Origin of the sequence: Halomonas sp. GXIMD04776, from assembly GCF_049808615.1 — a bacterium.
In the GTDB taxonomy this organism is placed as follows: Bacteria; Pseudomonadota; Gammaproteobacteria; order Pseudomonadales; family Halomonadaceae; genus Modicisalibacter.
In genome coordinates this window covers 83,499-105,551 of record NZ_JBNCAN010000006.1, presented here as the reverse complement: position 1 = coordinate 105,551, position 22,053 = coordinate 83,499, and the positions used below count along the sequence as shown (strand labels likewise).

The following is a 22,053-nucleotide window of genomic DNA, read 5'->3' as shown; positions in this document are numbered from 1 at the left end:
CTGGTTTTCGCATCGCACGCTTTCTATATAATGCGCAGTCTAAGCTGGTGCGGCATTTCACCGTTCGGCGGCCATTCGATTACACGGACATTGATATTGCATGAAGTTTTTCAGACGTCTGCTCGGCTCGGCCCTGTGGCTTCTCATCTCGTTGAGCGCGGCTTGTGTGTTGGCCGTGATCGGCGCCGCCTTGTACTTTGCCCCGGGCCTGCCCGATGTGCGCCAGCTGCAAGGGTATGAATTGCAGACGCCACTGCGTATCTATACCCGGGATGAAAAGCTGATCGGTGAATTCGGCGAGGAGCGCCGTACCCCGGTCACCTACGATGTGATTCCCGATGATATGGTCCAGGCCTTTCTGGCTGCGGAAGATGACAGCTACTTCGATCATCCCGGCGTCGACCCCAAAGGGCTTGCCCGGGCGGCATTCGAGTTGGTGGCCAGTGGCGGTAACATTCAGTCCGGCGGCAGCACCATCACCATGCAGGTGGCGCGCAACTATCTGTTGACCCTGGATCGCACTTTCACGCGCAAGATTCGCGAGATTTTGCTGGCCCTGCAGATGGAGCAGATTCTCAGCAAGGAAGAGATATTCGAGCTCTACGTCAACAAGATATTCCTGGGCCATCGCGCCTACGGCATCGCCGCTGCCGCGGAGACCTATTACGACAAGCCGCTGGCTGACCTGACGCTGGCGGAAAAGGCCATGATCGCCGGCCTGCCGAAGGCGCCTTCCACCTTCAACCCGTTGGCCAATCCTGAACGTTCACTGATCCGTCGCAACTGGATTCTGTACCGCATGCGTGAGCTGGGCTACATCGATGCGGCCCGTTATGACGAGGCAGTTCAAGCACCGCTGACGGCACGTCGTCACACGGCACAAGTAGAGATCGAAGCGTCCTATATCGCTGAAATGTCCCGTCAGTTCGCCATCGAGCGGTTCGGCGACGACGCCTATACCGGTGGTTACCGGCTCTATACCACGCTGGACAGTCAACTGCAGGAGCAGGCACGCAACGCCCTCGTCAAGGGGCTGATCGAGTATGACACCCGTCATGGCTGGCGTGGTGCCGAGGAGACCGGCATTTCTCCCAGCCTGGTCGAGGCCCAGGACCAGACCCAGCGCGAAGGACTCGAAGAAGAACTTTCCGCCTCGCCGGAAGTCATGGAAACAGCTCGTCAAGCGGCTCAGAGTAGCGAAGTACAGGTCAGCGGCATCGAAGGCGACGTCAGCAACTGGCTCAAGGTTCTCGACCGCACCCCGGTGATGGGGCCCTTGCAGCCTGCGATCGTGGTATCCACCGAACAGCAGCAGATGCAGGTGCTGACAGGCGATGCGGAGCTTGTCACCCTGAACTGGGAAGGACTCAAGTGGGCCCGCGAATATCGTAGCCCCAAATGGCGCGGTGAGGTGCCCAAACGCGCCGAGCAGATTGCTCAGCGTGGCTCGCTGGTGCGTATCCTGCAGGATGACGAAGGCAACTGGCGCCTCTCCCAGCGCCCCGGCGCCGAGGGGGCTATCGTCGTACTCGACCCTCAGACCGGTGCCATTCGAGCGCTCCAGGGTGGCTTCAGTTTCGCCCAGAGCAAATTCAATCGCGCAACCCAAGCCAATCGTCAGGCGGGTTCGATCTTCAAGCCGTTCATCTATCTGGCGGCGCTACAGGCAAACAACATGACCGCCGCTAGCGTGGTCAACGATGCGCCAGTGGTGATGAGCGACATGGGCGGAGACTGGCGACCGGGTAATTCAGAAGGCGAATTTCGCGGACCGACCCGGCTACGCGTAGGCCTCTATCGTTCGCGCAACCTGGTCACCATCCGTGTTCTGCAGGCACTGGGGCTGGACAACGCCATTGAGTTCCTCGAGCGTTTCGGATTTGCCGAAGGACGCCTCCCGCATGGTTTGTCCTTGGCCTTGGGTAGCGCCTCGCTGACACCGCTGGAAATGGCCAACGCCTATGCGGTACTGGCCAACGGTGGCTTCAAGGTCACCCCCTGGTATATCGAACGGGTGATGCACGTCGGTGAGGAAGAACCCCTTGCCGAGGCAACACCGAATGTCGCCTGCCCCGACTGCGCCGATAGTGCTCGCGAGACGCGCATCGACGGCAAGACGTACCCGCTCGCCCCAAGGGTCGTCGATCCCGATGCGTTGTACATCCTGCGCGACATGATGCGCGACGTGATCGAACGCGGCACCGGGCGCGCCGCACTGGATTTGAATCGTGACGACATCGTCGGCAAGACAGGCACCACCAACGAACAGCGCGATGCCTGGTTCTCCGGTTTCAATACCCGCCTGGTGGCGACGGTATGGGTCGGCAAGGACAGTAATGAAAGCACCGGCGAGTACGGTGCACAGGCGGCTCTACCTATCTGGAAGGACTTCATGCGTGCGGCACTCGAGGGCACACCGGAGAGCCTTCCCGAACGCCCTGAAGGTATCGTTACCGAGCGCATAGATCCGGATAGCGGATTACTGCTGCACGACGACCAACCCGGCGGTATCGAAGAATTATTCCGCGAAGGCAATCTACCGGACTTCGAGCCGCGGCGTATTCAGCGCGATCTGGAAAATCGCAGCGGTTCCCAGGGTACCGGCACCTACGAAGCGATCTTCTGAGCAGCGCCTGCCCACGATCTACGGTGCTCGGCGGGTTAGTCATCGTATTGACAGGCCCGCCCAATCTGCCCTTTCCACCCCGTCGCAGATAGCACGCCTATCTGCGCCAATACGAGAGTATCAGGAGTTTTCGACATGCCACGCCCATGGCTTACGCCAACACTTCTGTTGACGCTCGCCATTTCGTTGACCGCCTTACAGGCCTCCGCCGCCTCGTTTTACGCCCCTCCCGCTCCCGATGACGAAGCACCGGTCTTCAGCGGCCAGGCCGAACTTGGCTATACCAGCTTGTCAGGCAATACCGACAGCGAGACATTGATCGCCAAGGGACGGCTGACCTGGCTGACAGGACGCATGACCCACAGCCTTCGCGGTAGTACACGCAAGATCGAGGAAGACGGCGAAAGCAGTGCCGAACAATATCTGATCGCCGGTCGCGAGCGTTACGATCTTGACGGGCCACACTACTTATTCGGTTTCGCGCGCTGGGAGAAGGAGCGTTTCAGCGGTTATCGCTATCAGACAACCTTCATCAGTGGTTACGGCCGCCAGGTACTGGCTGGCCCCAAGCACACGCTGTCGCTGGAAACGGGGCCGGGCTACCGGCGCGATGCCCTGGAAAATGGGGAAGTCAGGAATCTGGCGGTAGGCTATGGCGCGCTGGACTACGAATGGCAGATTTCGGAGGGCACGAGTTTTCAACAGGAGCTGTCGGTGGAAGGAACGCGGGACAATGTCACGACACGCACCTTCTCCGCCATAACCACTCAACTCAATGCCAGCCTCGCCTTACGCATTTCTCATGAAATCAAGCACAACTCCGACCCACCCCAGGATGAAGATGACGACGATACCGAGGTGAATACGGATACCACCACGGCAGCGTCGCTGCTCTACCATTGGTGACCGACCCAGGCGTTACACGCCGTAGACATCCTCGACATGTTTCAACGGGTAGTGCGAAGGATAAGGCCGACGCGCCACACCGGAATCCACCGCGGCCTGGGCAACCGCAGAGGACACCCGGTCCAGCAAACGTTCATCCAGGGGCGTCGGGATGATGTAGCCACGACCGAACTCCAAGGAGTCGACCTCATAGGCGTCGAGCACCTCCTGAGGCACCGGTTCGCGGGCCAGATCCTTGATAGCGTGAACCGCTGCGACCTTCATCTCCTCGTTGATACGTGTCGCACGCACATCCAGCGCGCCGCGAAAGATGAACGGGAAACCCAGGACATTATTGACCTGGTTGGGATAATCGGAGCGTCCTGTCGCCATGATAACATCGTCCCGTGCGTCGTTGGCCACCTGAGGATCAATTTCTGGATCGGGATTGGAGCAGGCGAACACCACCGGATTGGCGGCCATTTTCTGAAGCTGCTCGGAGGAAAGCAGATTGGGACCGGAGAGACCGACGAACACATCGGCGTTTTCGATCGCCTCGTCGAGGGTGCGCAGCGGCGTCTGGGTGGCAAACATCGCCTTGTACTGATTGAGATCATCACGACCGCTATGAATCACACCTTTGCGGTCGATCAAATAAATGTTCTCGGCCCTGGCGCCGCAGGAGACCAGCAGCTTCATGCAGGCGATGGCTGCCGAACCGGCGCCCAGGCACACGATACGCGCATCGGCGATTTTCTTGCCGGCAATATCCAGCGCATTGAGCATACCCGCCGCCGTGACGATCGCGGTCCCGTGCTGATCGTCATGAAAGACGGGAATGTTGCAACGTTCGATGAGTGCTCGTTCGATCTCGAAGCATTCCGGCGCCTTGATGTCCTCGAGATTGATCCCTCCCCAGGTGTCGGCGATACGCGCCACCGTATCGATGAACGCCTGAGGGCTCTCGGCATTGAGCTCGATGTCCACCGAATTGATCCCGGCAAAGCGTTTGAACAATACCCCCTTGCCTTCCATGACCGGCTTGCTGGCGAGCGCCCCCAGATTGCCTAGCCCAAGGATGGCGGTGCCATCGGAAATGACCGCCACCAGGTTGCCCTTACCGGTATAGAGATAGGCGTTTTCCGGGTCCTTGGCGATCTCCCGTACCGGTTCCGCGACGCCTGGGCTGTAGGCCATCGACAAATGCTTGGCGGAAGTAGTCGGCTTGGTGATTTCGACCGACAGTTTTCCAGGGATCGGTTGGGAGTGATAATCCAGTGCCGCTTGCTTCTTTACGTCTGTCATGGGACCGTCCAGTCTCTCGGGTATTCCTCAGGGTATAGAAAAAACCACTATTCCACAATTAGTCACAAGCTCATGTTTGCGTTGTTTTTTGTGTGAAAAGGGGAAATTATTTCCATAAAAAACGATCGGCACGAACAACAGTGCCTACTATCTGACCGAGGATCATCTGCCGGTGGCAACAAAAAACCCGCCGTGGCGGGCGGGTCTTCGACTCGAGCAAGCTTTTTGCAACGTCCTGCTCAATTGCGCTTGATGGCGGCGCCAAAACGCTTGTTGAAGCGCTCGACGCGACCGCCAGTAGTCGCCTGCTTCTGCTTACCAGTGTAGAACGGGTGGCAGTTGGAGCAAACGTCTACAAAGAAATCTTCGCCAGCGGTGGTGCCGATCGAATGAGTGGCGCCGCAGGAGCAGGTCGCGGTGACCTTCTTGTAATCCGGATGGATACCTTGTTTCATCTTGAAGCCTCATGAGTCTATGTACCGCCACTTGATCTTTGCCAAGCACCGTACACGGGTTGTGAGATAACCGGCTGTCTTGGAAGCTACGTCACTGCCAGGCTGTTGTATAAAGCCACCAAGCAATGCGCTGACCGCCAAGGGTCGCACATGATAGCAGAGCTATTACCGGAGACCAATTGCCAATCCCATCGTCCATAGCGTCGTCGCCCAGGATACTCGGCGTTGCCGTGCCCACGCCCCTGCGCAAATTGTTCGACTACCGACCTTGTCATCCAGGACCCGCGAGCGGCTGGCAACCCGGGCTGCGCGTTCGCGTGCCACTGGGCCGGCGTGAAGTGGTGGGCATCGTCATCGAGTGTCGTGATACCACCGATTTCGAGTTCAGCGCCTTGAAACCGGTCACAGCCTGTCTGGATAGCGAGCCGCTACCCGCCGATTGGCTGTGGTTGTGTCATTTCACCGCGCGCTATTATCAGCATGCCCTGGGGGACACCCTGCAACAGGCGCTGCCCGTGTTATTGCGCCAGGGACGCCCCCTGGAAGCCCGCACCCGGGAGCGTTGGAGATTGACCGCCGCCGGTCGCGACGCCGATGCCGCCCAGTTGGGCCGCGCCCGGCGTCAGGCTGCACTCCTGGAACTGCTGCGTCAGCATCCGCGCGGTGTCATTGGTTCGGTGATCAGCGCTCAGGGGTTCAATCGCCCTCAACTCAAGGGACTGGCGGAAAAAGGGCTGGCGGAGTGCCATGAAGAGCCATTGACCGGCTCTCCGATTCCCCCCGGTGGCAACCTCTTAGCCGAACCGGCCCTGGTACTCAATCGTGAGCAGACGACCGCCCTGGCGGAACTGCATCAGGAACTCGATCATTATCAGGCCTGCCTGTTGCAAGGCGTGACTGGCAGTGGCAAGACCGAAGTGTATCTGCAACTGATCGAGGCGGTCATCGCCAAGGGTCGCCAGGCGCTGATGCTGGTACCCGAGATTGGACTGACGCCCCAGACCCTGGCACGCTTCAGACGCCGCTTCCGGGTCCCGGTGGTGGCCTTGCACTCGGGGTTGACCGACGCGGAGCGTCTGGACGCCTGGGAGGCGGCCCGGGCCGGGCGCGCGCCCATCATCATCGGCACCCGCTCCGCAGTATTTACGCCGCTGGCACGCCCCGGCATCATCGTGATCGATGAAGAGCACGACAACTCATTCAAGCAGCAGGAGGGGCTGCGTTATCATGCCCGCGACCTGGCCATCGCTCGCGCGCATCGCGATGACATCCCCGTGGTACTGGGCAGTGCCACCCCGTCTCTGGAGAGTCTGGTGCAAGCTCGCAGCGGCCACTATCGTCATCTGCATCTGACTCGACGCACCAGTCATCATGCGCCGGCCAGACTCGAGCTCATCGATCTGCGCGGCCGTCCGACTCAGGGTGGCCTGATCCCTCCCAGCATCGATGCCATTGGCAGCGCCCTCGATGGCGGCGGTCAGGTGCTGGTCTTCATCAACCGGCGCGGTTTCGCTCCCACCCTGGCCTGTCATGCCTGCGGCTGGCTGGCCGAATGCCATCACTGCGATGCGCGCATGACCCTGCATCGCCAACCACCACGCCTGATCTGTCATCACTGCGAACGCCAGGAGCGGCTGCCCGAGATCTGTCCCGAATGCGCCAGCGTCGATCTGCGTCCCCTGGGCACCGGCACCGAACGCAGCGAAGAGAGCTTGACCGCGCTATTCCCGAAAGTCCCGGTCTATCGCATCGACCGGGACAGCACCCGACGCAAGGACGCCTTCGAGCACACGCTTAACGAGGTGCGTCGCGGCGAGCCCTGCCTGCTGATCGGGACTCAGATGCTGGCCAAGGGGCATCATCTTCCCCATGTCACGCTGGTCGTGGTGGTCAATGCCGACGCGGGACTCTACGCCAGCGACTTCCGGGCCCTGGAACACAGTGCCCAATTGCTGATCCAGGTGGCCGGACGCGCCGGGCGCGCCGAACGGCCGGGGCGGGTTCTGGTACAGACCCTGCATCCCGATGATCCACATCTTCGTCTGCTTGCCGAGAGCGGTTACGATGCCCTGGCCGAAACACTGCTGGAGGAGCGCCGAATCGCCGCCCTTCCGCCTTATCGCTACATGGCATTGCTGCGCTTCGAAAGCCCACGGGAAAGCGATGCTGCCTCACTCGCCGGCGCGGCGGCTGGCGCCCTGCGAACCTGGCTTGGTCAACGCGACTTGGCCGTGAACTGTCTGGGACCGGCACCGGCGCCCATGGAGCGGCGTCAGAATCGCTACCATATGCACCTGATGCTCTCCGCAGCCAAACGTAGCGCCTTGCATGTAGCCACGGCCTTTATCATCGACTGGCTGGAACGTTCTTCCGAGGCAAGACGGGTGCGCTGGTCGATTGATATTGATCCCCAAACCCTGAGTTAAGGACCATGAACGGATCCTGCGAAGCGTTGAAAGGTTTAAAGCCGGGCCGCAATTGCCGATAATGCTCGGTTACGCTTATCCGCGAACGATGACGTCGCGACGCTGCACCACACTCAGGCGTCGTGGTGTGAATACTCGCTAGAGCCACAGGACACCGCACGCATCCCCATGAAAGACATCATTGTTTCACTGCTCGACCAGGCACTGGCGACACTCAAGCAACAAGGCATCGTGCCCGAGGAGGCACATCCCGCCGTCAAGATCGAGGCGACCCGGGACAAGGCCCACGGCGACTACGCCAGCAACCTGGCCATGCTGCTGGCCAAGCCGGCGCGCCGAAAGCCCCGTGAGCTCGCCGAGGCGCTGATCGACGCCCTGCCGCCCCACGACGCCGTGAAACGCGTCGAGATCGCCGGCCCCGGCTTCATCAACTTCTTTGCCGCGACGGATGCCGTAGCCCGGATCGTGCCGACGATACTCGATGCCGGCGATACCTTCGGTCGCAGCCTGGAAGGGGCTGGCCAAAAAGTGCAGGTGGAATTCGTCTCCGCCAACCCGACCGGCCCCCTGCACGTCGGCCACGGCCGTGGGGCGGCGATCGGCGATTGCCTGTGCCGTTTGCTGGAAGCGACCGGTTACGACGTGACCCGGGAATTCTATTACAACGATGCCGGCGCCCAGATCACCAACCTGTCCCTGTCGGTGCAGGCGCGCATCAAGGGCGTGACCCCGGAGGACGAGGCCTGGCCCAGGGATGGCTATCGTGGCGACTACATAAGCGATATTGCCAAGAGCTATCTGGCCGGCGACACCGTCGACGCGGACGATCAGCACGTCACCGCGGCCGCCGACCCCGATGACCGCGAGGCGATCCGCCGTTTCGCCGTGGCCTATCTACGCCGCGAGCAGGATCTCGATCTCAAGGCCTTCGGTGTCGAGTTCGACGTCTACTTCCTGGAATCCTCGCTATACGGCGAAGGCAAGGTCGAGGAAACCGTGGAGCGGCTCATCGAATGCGGCCACACCTACGAGGAAGATGGCGCCCTGTGGCTGCGCACCACCGCCTTCGGTGACGACAAGGACCGCGTCATGCGCAAGCGTGACGGCGACTACACCTATTTCGTTCCCGATGTGGCCTATCACCTCGACAAATGGCAGCGTGGCTTCGGCCGGGTGATCGACGAGCAAGGGGCCGACCACCACTCCACGGTGACCCGGGTCCGGGCCGGCCTGCAGGCTCTGGAGGTAGGCATTCCTCAAGGCTGGCCGGATTACGTGCTGCACCAGATGGTGCTGGTGACCCGTTCAGGGGTGGAAGTAAAGCTCTCCAAGCGCGCCGGCAGCTATGTCACGTTGCGCGACTTGATCGACGAGGTCGGGCGTGACGCCACGCGCTATTTCCTCGCCGCCCGGCGGGCCGATTCCCAGCTCACCTTCGATATCGATCTGGCCCGCTCGAAGTCCAACGACAATCCGGTCTATTACATCCAGTATGCGCATGCGCGGGTATGCAGCGTGCTGCGCCGAACCGAGGCCGCCGACCAGCCCTTCGATCTTGCCCTCGCGACCGAGAGCCTGGCATTGCTCGAAGAGGATCAGGAAAAGGCGCTCATGAACCGTCTTGCCCGCTTCCCGGAGGTGGTCTCCCACGCTGCCGCCAGTCGTGAGCCGCAGCAGGTCGCTCAGTATCTGCAGGATCTCGCCGCGGATTTCCATACCTGCTACAACGCCGTCAAGGTCATGGTCGACGACCCCGCACTGCGCAATGCGCGCCTGGCCCTGGGCCTGGCGACCCGACAAGTCATCCGTAATGGTCTTAGCCTGTTGGGCGTCGGCGCCCCGGAGGAGATGTAACCCATGGCCAGCCGCAGTTCGAGTCAAAAATCAACCCAACGCCCGCGTCAAAAAGGCGCCACAGCGCGACGCTCATCGCGCCAGAAACATCGCGGCGGCATGAGCATTCCCGGTTGGCTATGGGGTCTCGCCGGACTCATCGCCGGTTTTGCACTATCGCAGTACTTTCAGGAAACGGCACCCCCCATGGCCACGGTGGTACCCAAGCCGACCAAAACTCAGAACGCCTCGCAGCCCATTTCGTCGAGCAGCGGCAAGACAGCGAATGAAGAAGAAGCCCGCATGCCGACGTTCGAGTTCTACACCTTGCTGCCGGAATCCGAGGTCATCGCGCCCAAGGTCGACGAGGTGCAAGACACACCGGGTACCGCGGCGGTGGCGGATGTGGTCGAGGGCGATTCAGCCGTCAAGAAATCCCAGACAGCCCCCCAAGGCGACGGCAGCTATATGTTGCAGGCGGCGTCGTTCAAGAATGCCACTGATGCCAAGCGCCTGGCCAATCGGCTCAAGGACTTCGGCCTGCTGGCCAAGATCACTGAGGTCAAGGCTCAGGGCAACCAGACCTGGCACCGAGTGCAGGTCGGCCCTTACAAGGATACCCGGGAGCTCAACCGCGCCCAGGACCTGATGGTAACCCAAGGGATCGAGCCATTGATGATCAAGCTCCAGAACTGACGTGACTCGGTACTCCACGACACCCGGCACAAACTCGCCGCTTGATTTCTACACTCCCCGCCCACACCTCCTAGAGTGATTCCATGCCGGGTGTTCCTCCTGCGAGTGAGCATCCAAAGTCACTGGGCGGGTCGGAAGCATTTCGAAAGGATCTGCCACCAGGGAGTTTTCTACACATGACAACGATCGTGTCCGTGCGTCGCGGCGATCAAGTGGCCCTGGCCGGCGATGGCCAGGTATCTCTCGGCGACACGGTAATGAAGGGCAACGCCAGCAAGGTCCGCCGGCTCTATCATGGCCAGGTGCTCGCAGGCTTCGCCGGTGGTACCGCCGATGCCTTTACGCTGTTCGAACGCTTCGAGGCCCAGTTGGAGAAGTACCAAGGGCATCTGGTCAAGGCCGCTGTCGAGCTGGCCAAGGACTGGCGCACCGATCGCGCCCTGCGTCGGCTTGAGGCGATGCTGGTGGTCGCCGACAAGAACGCCTCGCTGATCATCACCGGCAACGGTGACGTGGTCGAGCCGGAACGCGGCATCATCGCCATCGGTTCAGGCGGCAACTATGCCCTGGCCGCGGCTCGGGCACTCCTGGAAAACACCGAGATCAATGCCCGGGAGATCACCGAGAAGTCGCTGAACATCGCCGCCGACATCTGTGTCTATACCAATCACCACATCACCCTCGAAGAGCTCTAGGTCGATCATGTCCCAATCCCAGATGACGCCCCGTGAAATCGTCCACGCGCTGGACCAGTACATCATCGGCCAGCACGATGCCAAGCGTGCCGTGGCCATCGCCCTTCGCAATCGCTGGCGGCGCATGCAACTCGACGACACCCTGCGCCCGGAGGTCACCCCCAAGAACATTCTGATGATCGGCCCTACCGGGGTGGGCAAGACCGAGATCGCCCGACGCCTGGCAAAACTCGCCCGGGCGCCGTTCATCAAGATCGAGGCGACCAAATTCACCGAAGTCGGCTATGTAGGCCGTGATGTGGAATCCATCGTGCGCGATCTGATCGAGATGGCGATCAAGATGGTGCGCGAGCAAGCCAAGGAAGAAGTAGGCCACCGGGCCGACGATGCCGCGGAAGACCGCATTCTCGATGCGCTGCTGCCACGCCCCCGGGGCAGCGAGTACGACAGCGCCCGCGACGACTCCTCGACTCGGCAGGCGTTTCGCAAGAAGTTGCGCGAGGGTCAGCTCGACGACAAGGAAATCGATATCGAGATCACCCCGCAGAGCGGCGGTTTCGATCTTGCCGGCCCACCGGGCATGGAAGAGATGACCAGCCAACTGCAAAGCATGTTCTCCAATCTCGGCAAGCAGAAGACCGAAACCAAGCGGGTCGCGGTCAAGGATGCCTGGCAACTGCTGCGGGACGAGGAAGCGGCCAAGCTGGTCAACGACGAGGATATCAAGCGCCGTGCCATCGAGGCGGTGGAAGAGAACGGCATCGTCTTCCTCGATGAGCTCGACAAGGTCGCCAAACGGGGCGAATCCGGCGGTGCCGAGATCTCACGAGAAGGCGTGCAACGTGACCTGCTACCCCTGATCGAAGGGTCCACGGTGTCGACCAAGCACGGCATGATCAAGACCGATCACATCCTGTTCATTGCTTCCGGCGCCTTCCATCTCTCCAAGCCTTCGGATCTGATTCCCGAACTGCAGGGTCGTCTGCCGATTCGTGTCGAGCTCTCGGCCCTGACTCCTGAGGATTTCCGGCGCATCCTGACGGAGCCTTCAGCGGCGCTGACCAAACAGTATCAGGCACTCATGGCCACGGAAGGACTGACGATCGAGTTCACCCAGGATGGCATCGCGCGCATCGCCGAGATCGCCTACCAGGTCAACGAAGGCACCGAGAACATCGGCGCCCGGCGTTTGCATACGGTCATGGAGCGTTTGCTCGAGGAGGCCTCGTTCCAGGGCGGCGACATGCCTGGCCCGCTGGTCATCGACGCGGATTATGTCAACTCCCAGCTCGGCGAACTGGCGCTGGACGAGGACTTGTCGCGGTACATTCTCTGAGGCATCGCGCGGCGAGCATGGCCTGCTCGCCGCTTTTTCAGGAGACCAAGATGACTGCCCCGATTCCCACCCGCGTGCACTATCACAAGCAGGCCCGTGAACTCGAACTTGGCTATGACGAAGGCGAAAGCTATCGCCTGAGTGCCGAATACCTTCGGGTCTTCTCGCCTTCCGCCGAGGTACGCGGCCATGGCCCGGAGTCCGCCACCCTGCAGACGGGCATGAAATATGTCGGCCTGAAGAACATCACCCAGACCGGGCGCTACGCCCTCAAGCTGCACTTCGATGATGGTCATGACACGGGCCTGTACAGTTGGGACTACCTCTACGAGCTGGCCACCAACCAGGATGCCAACTGGGCCGACTACCTGCGGCGCCTCGAAGAAGCCAACGCCTCCCGAGAACCGCTGGGAATCCCCCTGAAACAGCTATAGGGGTGCACGAGGCATTTGCTGACGCTTTGCCGCATCGAAAGACAAACGCCATCGGCGGAGTCTACAATGGCGTCATCTCAACTTCTTGATTCGCGCCATAGCAAGGATCGACATGGACAAGCCTACGACTCATTTCGGCTACCAGGAGGTAGCGCGCGAGGAGAAAGCCGCCCGAGTGGCGGACGTCTTTCATTCGGTGGCCGCTCGTTACGACGTCATGAACGATCTCATGTCACTGGGCATTCATCGTCTTTGGAAACGCGTGACCCTGGAACGGGCCGGGGTGCGTCGAGGCCATCAGGTGCTCGACATCGCCGGCGGCACCGGCGACCTGACACTCAAGTTCTCGCGTCTGGTGGGCCCCAACGGCCGTGTGGTGCTGGCGGATATCAACCAGTCGATGCTCAAGGTGGGGCGCGACAAGCTCCTGGACAACGGCGTCGGTGACAACGTCGAATACGTTCAGGCCAATGCCGAATGTCTGCCGTTCCCCGATAACAGCTTCGACTGCATCACCATCGCCTTCGGGCTGCGCAATGTCACCGACAAGGACGCCGCCCTGCGCTCGATGACCCGGGTGCTCAAGCCTGGTGGTCGGCTACTGATTCTGGAGTTCTCTAAGCCGCCGAACGCGCTGCTGTCCAAGGTCTACGACAACTACTCCTTCACTGTCCTGCCAAAGATGGGTGAATGGGTGGCCAACGATGCCGAGAGCTACCGTTATCTGGCCGAATCCATCCGCATGCACCCGGACCAGGACACCCTCAAGGCCATGATGCAAGCCGCCGGCCTCGAGCGCGTGGAATATACCAATATGACCGGGGGTATCGTCGCCCTGCACCGCGGCATCAAGCTGTGAGGATCCGATGTCATTGATGTCCACGCTACTGCTCGGTTGTGCCGAAAAAACCCTCAATACTCTGTTGGCGCGCGATCCGGCGGCGCCTTCGCGCTTGAATAAGCTCGCCGGCAAGCGTTTGCTGATGCGATTGGAAAGGCCGCGATTCGATCTGCTGATCGTCTTCGATGAAAAAGGCTTGAGCCTGTTGCACCACCCCCAGGCCGAGGAAGATGATGCCGACGCCATCGTCGAAATCGACAGTGATACGCTCGGTGCGCTACTGGGCGGCGAATCGGTGGAGCACCTGATGTTCTCGGGACGCCTGGCGCTGCGTGGCCAGGTCGGGGTGCTCGAAGGCGCTCGCACGCTATTGATGGATATCGATGTCGATTGGGAAGGCGCTCTGGCCGCGTGGTTCGGCGATTACCCCGGGCACAGTCTGGCAGAGGGCATGCGGCGCTTCACGCACTTCGGACTGCGAAGCCAGCGCGAACTGCATGCCGATCTTTCCGATTTCGTGTTCGAGGAAGCGCGCCTGCTACCCGGGCATTCTCAACGGGAGGCGCTACGCGATCATCTGACCGAACTCGAGATCGCTACGGATCGTCTTGAGGCCCGTATCACCCGATTGCAGCGCAAGCTTGCCCCGCACCAGAAGGACACTGCGTGAATCTGCGACTACTGCGCATCTTCTGGGTCATCACCCGATTTCGCCTGGACACGCTGATCCCCCTCGAGCGTTTGCCTGCAGCGCTGCGACTGCTTTTTCGCTTATCCCCTCTACGGCTGGTGCCAACGGGCCCGCACTCCCCTGGCAAACGACTGCGCCTGGCACTGGAGGCATTGGGGCCGGTATTCGTCAAGTTCGGCCAGATGCTCTCTACACGCCGCGATCTATTGCCGCCCGAGATCGCCGACGAATTAAGGCGCCTGCAGGATCAGGTACCGCCCTTCCCCGGTGAGCAGGCGCGAGCACTCATTGAAGCCGAACTCGAATGCTCCATCGAGACAAGCTTTGCGGAATTCGACACTCACCCCATGGCATCGGCTTCCATCGCTCAGGTACATGCGGCCCGCCTGCACAGCGGTGAGGCAGTGGTGGTCAAGGTGATTCGTCCGCGTATCGAAGAGGTGATGCGAAAGGACATCGGTCTGCTGTACACCTTCGCGCGTCTACTCAGACGAATTCCCGAGGCGCGTCGATTGCGCCCCGTCGAGGTGGTGGCGGACTACGAGTCGACGCTATTCGATGAGCTCGACCTGCGCAAGGAAGCCGCCAACACTTCCCAGCTCAAGCGCAACTTCAAGCATTCACCGCTATTGTACGTCCCGGCCATCCATTGGCCCCTGACCCGCCAGCGCGTGATGGTGCAGGAACGTATATACGGAACGCCCGTGGCCGACATGCAGGCGCTGGCGGAACAGAACGTCGATCTGCGCCGACTCGCCGAACGCGGGGTGGAGATCTTCTTCACCCAGGTATTTCGCGACAACTTCTTTCATGCCGACATGCATCCGGGCAATATTTTCGTCAATCGCGAACACCCAGAAGATCCTCAGTATATCGCCATCGACTGTGGCATCGTCGGCAGTCTGACCCGGGAAGACCAGGATTATCTGGCGCGCAATCTGCTGGCCTTCTTCAATCAGGATTACTATGAGGTCGCGGCACTGCATATCGAGTCGGGCTGGGTCGGTGAAGACACCCGGGCCAACGAGTTTGCCGCGGCGATCCGCACCGTCTGCGAACCGATCCTCGAGCGTCCGCTCAAGGAGATTTCCTTCGGCCAGGTACTGCTGGGCCTGTTTCAGACCGCCCGACGCTTCAACATGGAAGTCCAGCCGCAGTTGGTGCTGTTGCAGAAGACGCTACTCAACATCGAAGGCCTGGGACGCCAGCTCTATCCCGATCTTGACCTGTGGACGACCGCCCGGCCCTATCTGGAACGCTGGATGAAGGAACGCGCCGGGCCGCGAGGTCTGTGGGAATCCTTCAAGAAACAGGCACCGGAGCTTAGTCGCCAACTTCCCGAATTGCCGGTACTGGTCCATCACGCGCTCTCCCGAGTGGAGCACGATCAGCATCAGCGTCAACGCCAGGCCGACGCCATCGAGGACATGCAGCAGCAGTTGAAGTACAGCGCACGCCGCGATCGGCGTCTTCGCCTGGGCATATTGCTACTGGCCTTGGCCATTGCCTGGCAGCCGCTGACGCAATGGGCCACGCAGCAATCCTGGCCGGTACTGGTCGCCGCGGGACTCGGCATGTTGCTGCTGATCTCGCGTTAGCCCTACACTTTCAATGTCACACAACTCTCTATCTCATAGGAGCGTTTGCAGGTGAGCGATATACTCGATCAACTTGGCGACGTGCTCAAACAGCGACGTCATGCCGATCCTGAATCCTCCTACGTGGCATCCCTGCATGCCAAGGGGCTCAACAAGATTCTCGAAAAAGTCGGTGAGGAAGCGACCGAGACCATCCTCGCGGCGAAGGATAGTGCCAATGATCTTGACCAGGATCATCAGGCAGTGGTCGCCGAAACCGCTGACCTGTGGTTTCATAGTCTGGTGATGTTGTCACATCTCGATATCGATCACCGGGCGGTGCTCGAGGAACTGGCACAGCGCTTCGGCATTTCCGGGCTGGACGAAAAAGCCGCCCGATCGTCTGAATGAACGGGGTCATTGCCCCAGGAGAGACTCTCAATGTTAGGTGGTATCAGTATCTGGCAGTTGCTGATCGTACTCGGCATCATCATCCTGATCTTCGGCACCAAGAAGCTGCGTAATGTCGGTGGCGATCTGGGTGGTGCAGTCAAGGGCTTCAAGAAGGCCATGAGTGAAGACGACAAGGATGGCAAGGAAAAGGACGACAACGTTCAGCACCAGGTTCGTCATGACGAAAAAGGCGAAACCTACGACGTCAAACCCGAACAACGCAGTGGTGAGCACGTCGAAGACAAGCATGAGCGGAAGTAACCCTGCATGTTCGACATCGGCTTTCTCGAGCTACTGATCATCGGTGTGGTCGGCCTATTGGTGCTGGGTCCCGAGCGGCTACCCCAGGCCGCCCGCACGGCTGGCTTATGGATAGGCAAGATCAAGCGCACCGTCTCCGGCATGCAACGCGAAATCAACGCTCAACTGGAAGCGGAAGAGTTGCGCCAGAAACTCGAGGAGCATCAGAAAAAGCTCGATAGCGGTTTCGACAAGGCCCGCAAGGACATCGAGAACTATGTCAGTGCGCCGGGATCGAGCAACACCGACAAGACCTCTGCGCAATCATCCTCTGGTGAAAATGCGAATACGCCAAGGAACCTCGAAGCCCCCCTCGATCAAGATACCCATCGAGACGCAGTCGGACGAACACCCGATGAATCCGCCTCCACGGCTCCGGATGCCGCTACCGCCGATGACAAGGATGCCAGCTCGCGATGAGTGAAGCCCCCTCTCCGCGCAACAAGACTCCGGAAGAGCCACCTCAGGCACCGTTGATCGAACACTTGATCGAGTTGCGCTCGCGTCTGATGCGAGCGGTGATCGCGATACTGCTGATTTTCCTGGGGTTGTACGCCTTCTCCAACGACATCTACACCTTCGTCGCAGATCCGTTGATGGCCCTGCTGCCGGAAGGCTCCCAGATGATCGCCACCGAGGTCGCCTCGCCCTTCCTGGCGCCCTTCAAGCTGACGCTGGTGGTCGCGGTATTCATCGCCGTGCCTTTCGTGCTGCATCAGCTCTGGGCCTTCATTGCCCCTGGGCTTTACGAAAACGAGAAGGTCCTCGCGATCCCCTTGCTGGTCTCGAGTGTCCTGCTGTTCTATGGTGGTGCCGCTTTCGCCTACTACGTGGTGTTTCCGCTGCTCTTCGACTTCTTCGTGCACACGGGCCCGGAGAATGTCGCGGTGATGACGGACATCAACCAGTACCTGAATTTCGTTCTCAAGCTGTTCTTCGCCTTCGGGGTCGCTTTCGAGATTCCTATCGCCACTTTTCTGATGATCTGGACCGGGGCCACCACCGTCGAGAGCCTGTCGAAGAAACGTCCCTATATCGTGCTTGGCTGCTTCGTGGTGGGCATGCTGATGACACCGCCGGACATCATTTCCCAGAGTCTGCTGGCCATCCCCATGTGGCTGCTCTATGAGATCGGCATCCTGGCCGGACGCGTCCTCCGCAGGCGGCAGCGCAAAACAGCAGACGCCGACGACGCCTGACATCCTGAACGTCGATCAGAAAAGCCCTCGTGTTCAGGGCTTCTGAATGCTTGGTTTGGATGATGGGTCGCTCAGCGCATCATTTCATCGAGTTTGTCGACCAGTTTGGAGATACCCTTGGCGGCCTCGGCAAGACCCTTGGCGGTCATGAAGGCCGGTGTCGTCACGATCCGATGCTCACGATCGACCACTACATCATCCGCACTGCAGGTCTTGTGTAGACCTCCCATGCTGCTGATGGCACCGGCGATCCTGGCGTTGTGGCCCACCGTGACCGGGATGGTCACATCCAATAGCCTGGGGGCCAGTAGCGAGGAGTAGCACATCAGTCCGATCGGTTTGCCGGCCTCGAAAAATGCCACGATCTTGTCGCGCAATAGCGGCAGCACCGTCATGTCGGCTCCGGCCTCGGCAAAATCCGAAAGATTCTTTGCCACCCCCTGGCCACCCGGCAGGATAACTCCATCGAAATCGTCCGGATTCAGCGCCTCGAGAGACTCTATCTCGCTACGCGCCAGACGGGCGGATTCTACCAGCATGTTGCGCGTTTCGTTCTCGCAAGCCTCACCGCTGACATGATCGATGACCTTGGGTTGATCGAGATCCGGGGCGAAACAGCGATATGCTATATCCAGCTGATCGAGACGTAGCAAGGTGAGTGTCGTCTCGTAGATTTCCGAACCGTCGCGAAAACCGCAGCCTGACAGGATGATCGCTACCTGTTTGCTCATGCCTTACTCCTTGGACACGGTGCCGGGATTTACTCCCGCCGATGAGTTTCACTCTAAAAGGTCTTGCCGGGTGCGACAAGGCGCCGGCATTCTCGCACCCTCATGCTTGATATAATGGATACGCTTCTTGTTGCCGTCGTCCCGCTGTCATATTACTTGAGCAGATTAACGGGACGTGCGACCGCAATCTTTCGACTGGAGACACGATCTTGAGCTTTTTGATCCCACGCCAATATCCCGCTACCCGCCTGCGTCGCATGCGCAAGGACGATTTCTCTCGGCGTCTGATGCGCGAGTCGTCGCTGAGTCCCAACGACCTGATCCTGCCGGTGTTCGTGCTGGAAGGCGAACAGCGCCGCGAAGCAGTCGCTTCCATGCCCGGCGTCGAACGAATGTCCTTGGACCTGTTGCTTGAAGAAGCGCGCGACGTTTCAGCGCTAGGCATTCCGGCCCTGGCGCTCTTCCCGGTCATCGATGCCCAGCACAAGAGCGAATTTGCCGAAGAGGCCTACAATGCCGGCGGTCTCGTGCAGCGCAGCGTGCGGGCCCTCAAGGAGAGCCTTCCCGAACTGGGCGTGATCACCGACGTGGCCCTGGACCCCTACACCGTGCACGGTCAGGACGGCATTCTCGACTCACAGGGCTACGTGCAGAACGATCGTACCGTCGAGACCCTGCTCAAGCAGGCGCTCTCTCACGCGGAGGCCGGCGCGGACGTGGTGGCCCCCTCGGATATGATGGACGGCCGCATCGGCGCCATTCGCAGGATCCTCGAGCAGGAGCAACTGCACAACACGCGCATCATGGCCTACTCCGCCAAGTATGCCTCACGCTACTATGGTCCCTTTCGCGACGCAGTGGGCTCTGCAGGCAATCTCGGCAAGGCCGACAAGACCACCTATCAGATGGACCCGGCCAACAGCGACGAGGCCGTACACGAGGTCGCCCTGGATCTGGCCGAGGGTGCCGACATGGTGATGGTCAAGCCGGGCATGCCCTATCTGGATGTAGTCCGGCGCATCAAGCAGGAACTGGCGGTGCCGACCTTCGCCTACCAGGTCAGCGGCGAGTACGCCATGCACATGGCCGCTTTCGAAAACGGCTGGCTCGATGCCGACAGCGTGATTCTCGAATCGCTCATGTGCTTCAAGCGCGCGGGGGCGGATGGCATCCTGACCTATTTCGCCAAACGCGCAGCCCAGCTGCTCAATCAATAGTCGAGGCGCGACGCTCCTCGCTGAACTCGGGAAGTCATGCGATGGAAAAGTCGCGCGATCATAAGAAGTCCTCTGCCAAAAAGGGGCAGGACACCTTGCCCACCCAGTCCGAAACCACTCCGCCACCGCTGAGGGTCAATCGCACCCGCACCGGCATTCATGCCAAGCCGACGCCTTCGCCGGAGGCGGAGCTGGACGAGGCCGTTCTCTACTTCAATCGCGAGTTGTCCCATCTGCAGTTCAACATTCGGGTACTCGAGCAGGCGCTGGATACGTCTCATCCACTGCTCAACCGCCTGATGTTCCTACTGATCTTCTCCTCGAATCTCGATGAATTCTTCGAGATCCGGGTCGCGGGCCTCAAGCATCAGCTGGCGCTGGGACGCGACGACACCGGCGCCGATGGCCTGACGCCGAAACAGGTACTCGACGAGATCGCACGCATCACCCATGAACAGATCGAACGCCAGTACCAGATCCTCAACGATGTGCTGTTGCCTGCCCTGGAAGAGCAAAACATCCGCTTCCGGCGCCGCACCCAGTGGACCGATGCCCAGAACGAATGGGTTCGTGACTACTTCGAGGAAGAGGTCATGCCGGTGATCAGCCCCATCGGACTCGACCCGTCGCACCCTTTCCCTCGGCTGGTCAACAAGAGCCTCAATTTCATCGTCGAACTGGAAGGTCAGGATGCCTTCGGCCGGGAAGGCGGCCTGGCGATCCTGCCCGCGCCGCGTTCGCTACCGCGCCTGATTCGCCTGCCCGAGGCGCTGGCCGAGGAAGGCTATGCCGATTACCTCTTCCTTTCCTCGATGATCCATGCCCATGCCCAGGAAGTCTTCCCTGGCATGAAGGTGCATGGCTGCTACCAGTTCCGCCTGACCCGCAACGCCGACCTGGCCGTCGATCCCGAAGAGGTCTCCGACCTGGCCTCGGCGCTGCGCGGCGAACTGCTGGCGAGGCGCTACGGCGATGGCGTGCGGCTGGAAGTGGCGGACAACTGCCCCGATGACCTGGCGGCCTTCCTGCTCAAGCAGTTCGAACTCGAGGAACAGGATCTCTACCGCGTCAACGGGCCGGTCAACCTGATCCGCATGATGGCCTTGATCGGCGACATGGATCGCCCCGACCTGCTCTATCGCCCGTTCACGGCCGGGATTCCCAAGGAACTCCGCTTCGAGGGCAGCCTGTTCGACACCATTCGCCAGGGCGACGTCCTGCTCCACCACCCCTTCCAGTCCTTCGCACCGATCGAGGATCTGCTTCGGGAAGCGGCCCGGGACAGCGACGTGCTGGCCATCAAGCAGACGCTGTATCGTACCGGCGCCGACTCGCCGATCGTCGGCGCCCTGGTCGATGCGGCGCGCAACGGCAAGGAAGTGACGGTGGTCATCGAGCTACGCGCACGCTTCGACGAAGCCGACAACCTGGCCCTGGCCTCGCGGCTGCAGGAAGCCGGTGCCATCGTCATCTATGGCGTCATGGCCTACAAGACCCACGCCAAGATGGTGCATATCGTGCGCCGGGAAAAGGGCGAGCTCCGTTATTACGTTCACCTCGGAACGGGCAACTATCACTCCAAGACGGCCAAGCTGTACACCGATTACAGCCTGCTCACGGCCAACGAGACCCTCTGCGAGGATGTTCACAGGGTCTTTCAGCAGCTCTCGGGCATGGGCAAGCCCCGCAACATCGACATCCTCTTGCATGCTCCCTTCGTGCTTCACGAGCGCCTGGTCGAGATGATCAATCGCGAAGCCAAGTTCGCCGAGAAAGACAAGAAGAGCCATCTGATCATCAAGTGCAACTCCCTCACCGAGCCACGCCTGATTCGCGCCCTCTACCGCGCCTCCCGGGCCGGCGTGAAGTGCGACCTGATCATCCGCGGCATGTGTTGCCTGCGCCCTGGCGTGCCCGGTATCTCCGATAACATTGCCGTGCGCTCGATCATCGGCCGCTTCCTCGAACATACCCGGGTGTTCTACTTCCACAACGACGGCAAGCCGGAGGTGTGGGCCTCAAGCGCGGACTTCATGGAGCGCAACATGTTTCATCGGGTGGAAACCTGCTTCCCGATCCTCGACAAGAAGCTCGCCCAGCGTGTGCGCAAGGACCTGGAGACCTACCTGGTGGACAACTGTCAGAGCTGGCTGCTGCGCGAGGATGGCAGCTATCAGAAGCAGGAACCCGACGACGCCGCGCCGATCAGCGCTCAGGAGACGTTGCTTTACGCCTATGCCGCCAAGCCTTAGTCTTTGTCCGAAAAGTGCCTGCGCTCGCCCATACAGCGTTAAAAATCAACTCAAAGTACTCATTTACACCACGTAAACTCCGTCTTTTCGTCGATTTTTTG

20 protein-coding genes are annotated in these 22,053 nt (G+C 60.5%); 17 read left to right on the top strand and 3 right to left on the bottom strand.

Annotated features, from left to right (window positions below):
* Positions 1-100: 100 nt before the first annotated feature.
* Together ACPF7Z_RS05725 and ACPF7Z_RS05720 are read left to right on the top strand one after the other, a co-directional pair.
* Positions 101-2,626 carry a penicillin-binding protein 1A gene (locus tag ACPF7Z_RS05725; RefSeq protein ID WP_425192225.1) on the top strand — a complete coding sequence of 842 codons (2,526 nt, stop codon included), beginning with the start codon at positions 101-103 and terminating at the stop codon, positions 2,624-2,626.
* Between the two features lie 135 nt (positions 2,627-2,761).
* Positions 2,762-3,532, top strand: a complete 771-nt coding sequence (locus tag ACPF7Z_RS05720) for a DUF481 domain-containing protein (protein ID WP_425192224.1) — start codon at positions 2,762-2,764, stop codon at positions 3,530-3,532.
* 12 nt (positions 3,533-3,544) lie between these two features.
* Here the strand turns inward: ACPF7Z_RS05720 and ACPF7Z_RS05715 are convergent, their stop codons facing one another.
* Together ACPF7Z_RS05715 and rpmE are read right to left on the bottom strand one after the other, a co-directional pair.
* Positions 3,545-4,816 (bottom strand): malic enzyme-like NAD(P)-binding protein, encoded by a 1,272-nt coding sequence (locus ACPF7Z_RS05715; RefSeq protein WP_425192223.1) that lies wholly within the window; start codon positions 4,814-4,816, stop codon positions 3,545-3,547.
* Between the two features lie 239 nt (positions 4,817-5,055).
* Positions 5,056-5,271, bottom strand: a complete 216-nt coding sequence (rpmE, locus tag ACPF7Z_RS05710; RefSeq protein ID WP_425192222.1) for a 50S ribosomal protein L31 — start codon at positions 5,269-5,271, stop codon at positions 5,056-5,058.
* 185 nt (positions 5,272-5,456) lie between these two features.
* On the opposite strand from rpmE, the gene ACPF7Z_RS05705 reads away from it, so the two are divergent.
* From ACPF7Z_RS05705 to tatC, 13 genes are all read left to right on the top strand, one after another.
* Positions 5,457-7,697 (top strand): primosomal protein N', encoded by a 2,241-nt coding sequence (locus ACPF7Z_RS05705; protein WP_425192294.1) that lies wholly within the window; start codon positions 5,457-5,459, stop codon positions 7,695-7,697.
* Between the two features lie 168 nt (positions 7,698-7,865).
* Positions 7,866-9,551, top strand: coding sequence for an arginine--tRNA ligase (argS, locus tag ACPF7Z_RS05700; protein WP_425192221.1), 1,686 nt, complete (start codon positions 7,866-7,868; stop codon positions 9,549-9,551).
* 3 nt (positions 9,552-9,554) lie between these two features.
* Entirely contained in the window at positions 9,555-10,226 is a 672-nt protein-coding gene (locus ACPF7Z_RS05695) for an SPOR domain-containing protein (RefSeq protein ID WP_425192220.1), read from the top strand.
* A gap of 176 nt (positions 10,227-10,402) precedes the next feature.
* Complete coding sequence (hslV, locus tag ACPF7Z_RS05690; protein WP_425192219.1) at positions 10,403-10,921, top strand: ATP-dependent protease subunit HslV; 519 nt, start codon at positions 10,403-10,405, stop codon at positions 10,919-10,921.
* A 7-nt stretch (positions 10,922-10,928) separates the two neighbouring features.
* A complete protein-coding gene (gene hslU / locus ACPF7Z_RS05685; protein WP_425192218.1) occupies positions 10,929-12,257 on the top strand; it encodes an ATP-dependent protease ATPase subunit HslU in 1,329 nt (442 codons plus the stop codon).
* 50 nt (positions 12,258-12,307) lie between these two features.
* Positions 12,308-12,691 carry a gamma-butyrobetaine hydroxylase-like domain-containing protein gene (locus ACPF7Z_RS05680; RefSeq protein ID WP_425192217.1) on the top strand — a complete coding sequence of 128 codons (384 nt, stop codon included), beginning with the start codon at positions 12,308-12,310 and terminating at the stop codon, positions 12,689-12,691.
* Positions 12,692-12,803: 112 nt separating this feature from the next.
* Positions 12,804-13,550 (top strand): bifunctional demethylmenaquinone methyltransferase/2-methoxy-6-polyprenyl-1,4-benzoquinol methylase UbiE, encoded by a 747-nt coding sequence (ubiE, locus tag ACPF7Z_RS05675; protein WP_425192216.1) that lies wholly within the window; start codon positions 12,804-12,806, stop codon positions 13,548-13,550.
* Between the two features lie 7 nt (positions 13,551-13,557).
* Positions 13,558-14,202, top strand: coding sequence for a ubiquinone biosynthesis accessory factor UbiJ (locus ACPF7Z_RS05670; protein WP_425192215.1), 645 nt, complete (start codon positions 13,558-13,560; stop codon positions 14,200-14,202).
* Positions 14,199-15,821 (top strand): ubiquinone biosynthesis regulatory protein kinase UbiB, encoded by a 1,623-nt coding sequence (gene ubiB, locus ACPF7Z_RS05665; protein WP_425192214.1) that lies wholly within the window; start codon positions 14,199-14,201, stop codon positions 15,819-15,821. Before ACPF7Z_RS05670 ends, ubiB begins: the two co-directional genes overlap by 4 nt.
* Before the next feature lie 51 nt (positions 15,822-15,872).
* Positions 15,873-16,211, top strand: a complete 339-nt coding sequence (locus ACPF7Z_RS05660; protein WP_425192213.1) for a phosphoribosyl-ATP diphosphatase — start codon at positions 15,873-15,875, stop codon at positions 16,209-16,211.
* 30 nt (positions 16,212-16,241) lie between these two features.
* Positions 16,242-16,514: a Sec-independent protein translocase subunit TatA gene (tatA, locus tag ACPF7Z_RS05655; RefSeq protein WP_425192212.1), complete on the top strand. Its 273-nt coding sequence runs from the start codon at positions 16,242-16,244 to the stop codon at positions 16,512-16,514.
* Positions 16,515-16,520: 6 nt separating this feature from the next.
* On the top strand, positions 16,521-16,973 hold the full coding sequence (gene tatB / locus ACPF7Z_RS05650) for a Sec-independent protein translocase protein TatB (protein ID WP_425192211.1): 453 nt from the start codon (positions 16,521-16,523) through the stop codon (positions 16,971-16,973).
* Positions 16,970-17,752 carry a twin-arginine translocase subunit TatC gene (gene tatC / locus ACPF7Z_RS05645; RefSeq protein ID WP_425192210.1) on the top strand — a complete coding sequence of 261 codons (783 nt, stop codon included), beginning with the start codon at positions 16,970-16,972 and terminating at the stop codon, positions 17,750-17,752. Before tatB ends, tatC begins: the two co-directional genes overlap by 4 nt.
* A 71-nt stretch (positions 17,753-17,823) precedes the next feature.
* Here the strand turns inward: tatC and elbB are convergent, their stop codons facing one another.
* The gene (gene elbB / locus ACPF7Z_RS05640; protein WP_425192209.1) at positions 17,824-18,483 is read right to left on the bottom strand and encodes an isoprenoid biosynthesis glyoxalase ElbB; all 660 of its coding nucleotides are present in this window, start codon (positions 18,481-18,483) and stop codon (positions 17,824-17,826) included.
* A gap of 209 nt (positions 18,484-18,692) precedes the next feature.
* On the opposite strand from elbB, the gene hemB reads away from it, so the two are divergent.
* Positions 18,693-19,700, top strand: coding sequence for a porphobilinogen synthase (gene hemB / locus ACPF7Z_RS05635; RefSeq protein WP_425192208.1), 1,008 nt, complete (start codon positions 18,693-18,695; stop codon positions 19,698-19,700).
* Positions 19,701-19,741: 41 nt separating this feature from the next.
* Entirely contained in the window at positions 19,742-21,952 is a 2,211-nt protein-coding gene (gene ppk1 / locus ACPF7Z_RS05630; RefSeq protein WP_425192207.1) for a polyphosphate kinase 1, read from the top strand.
* The last annotated feature ends 101 nt before the right edge of the window (positions 21,953-22,053 follow it).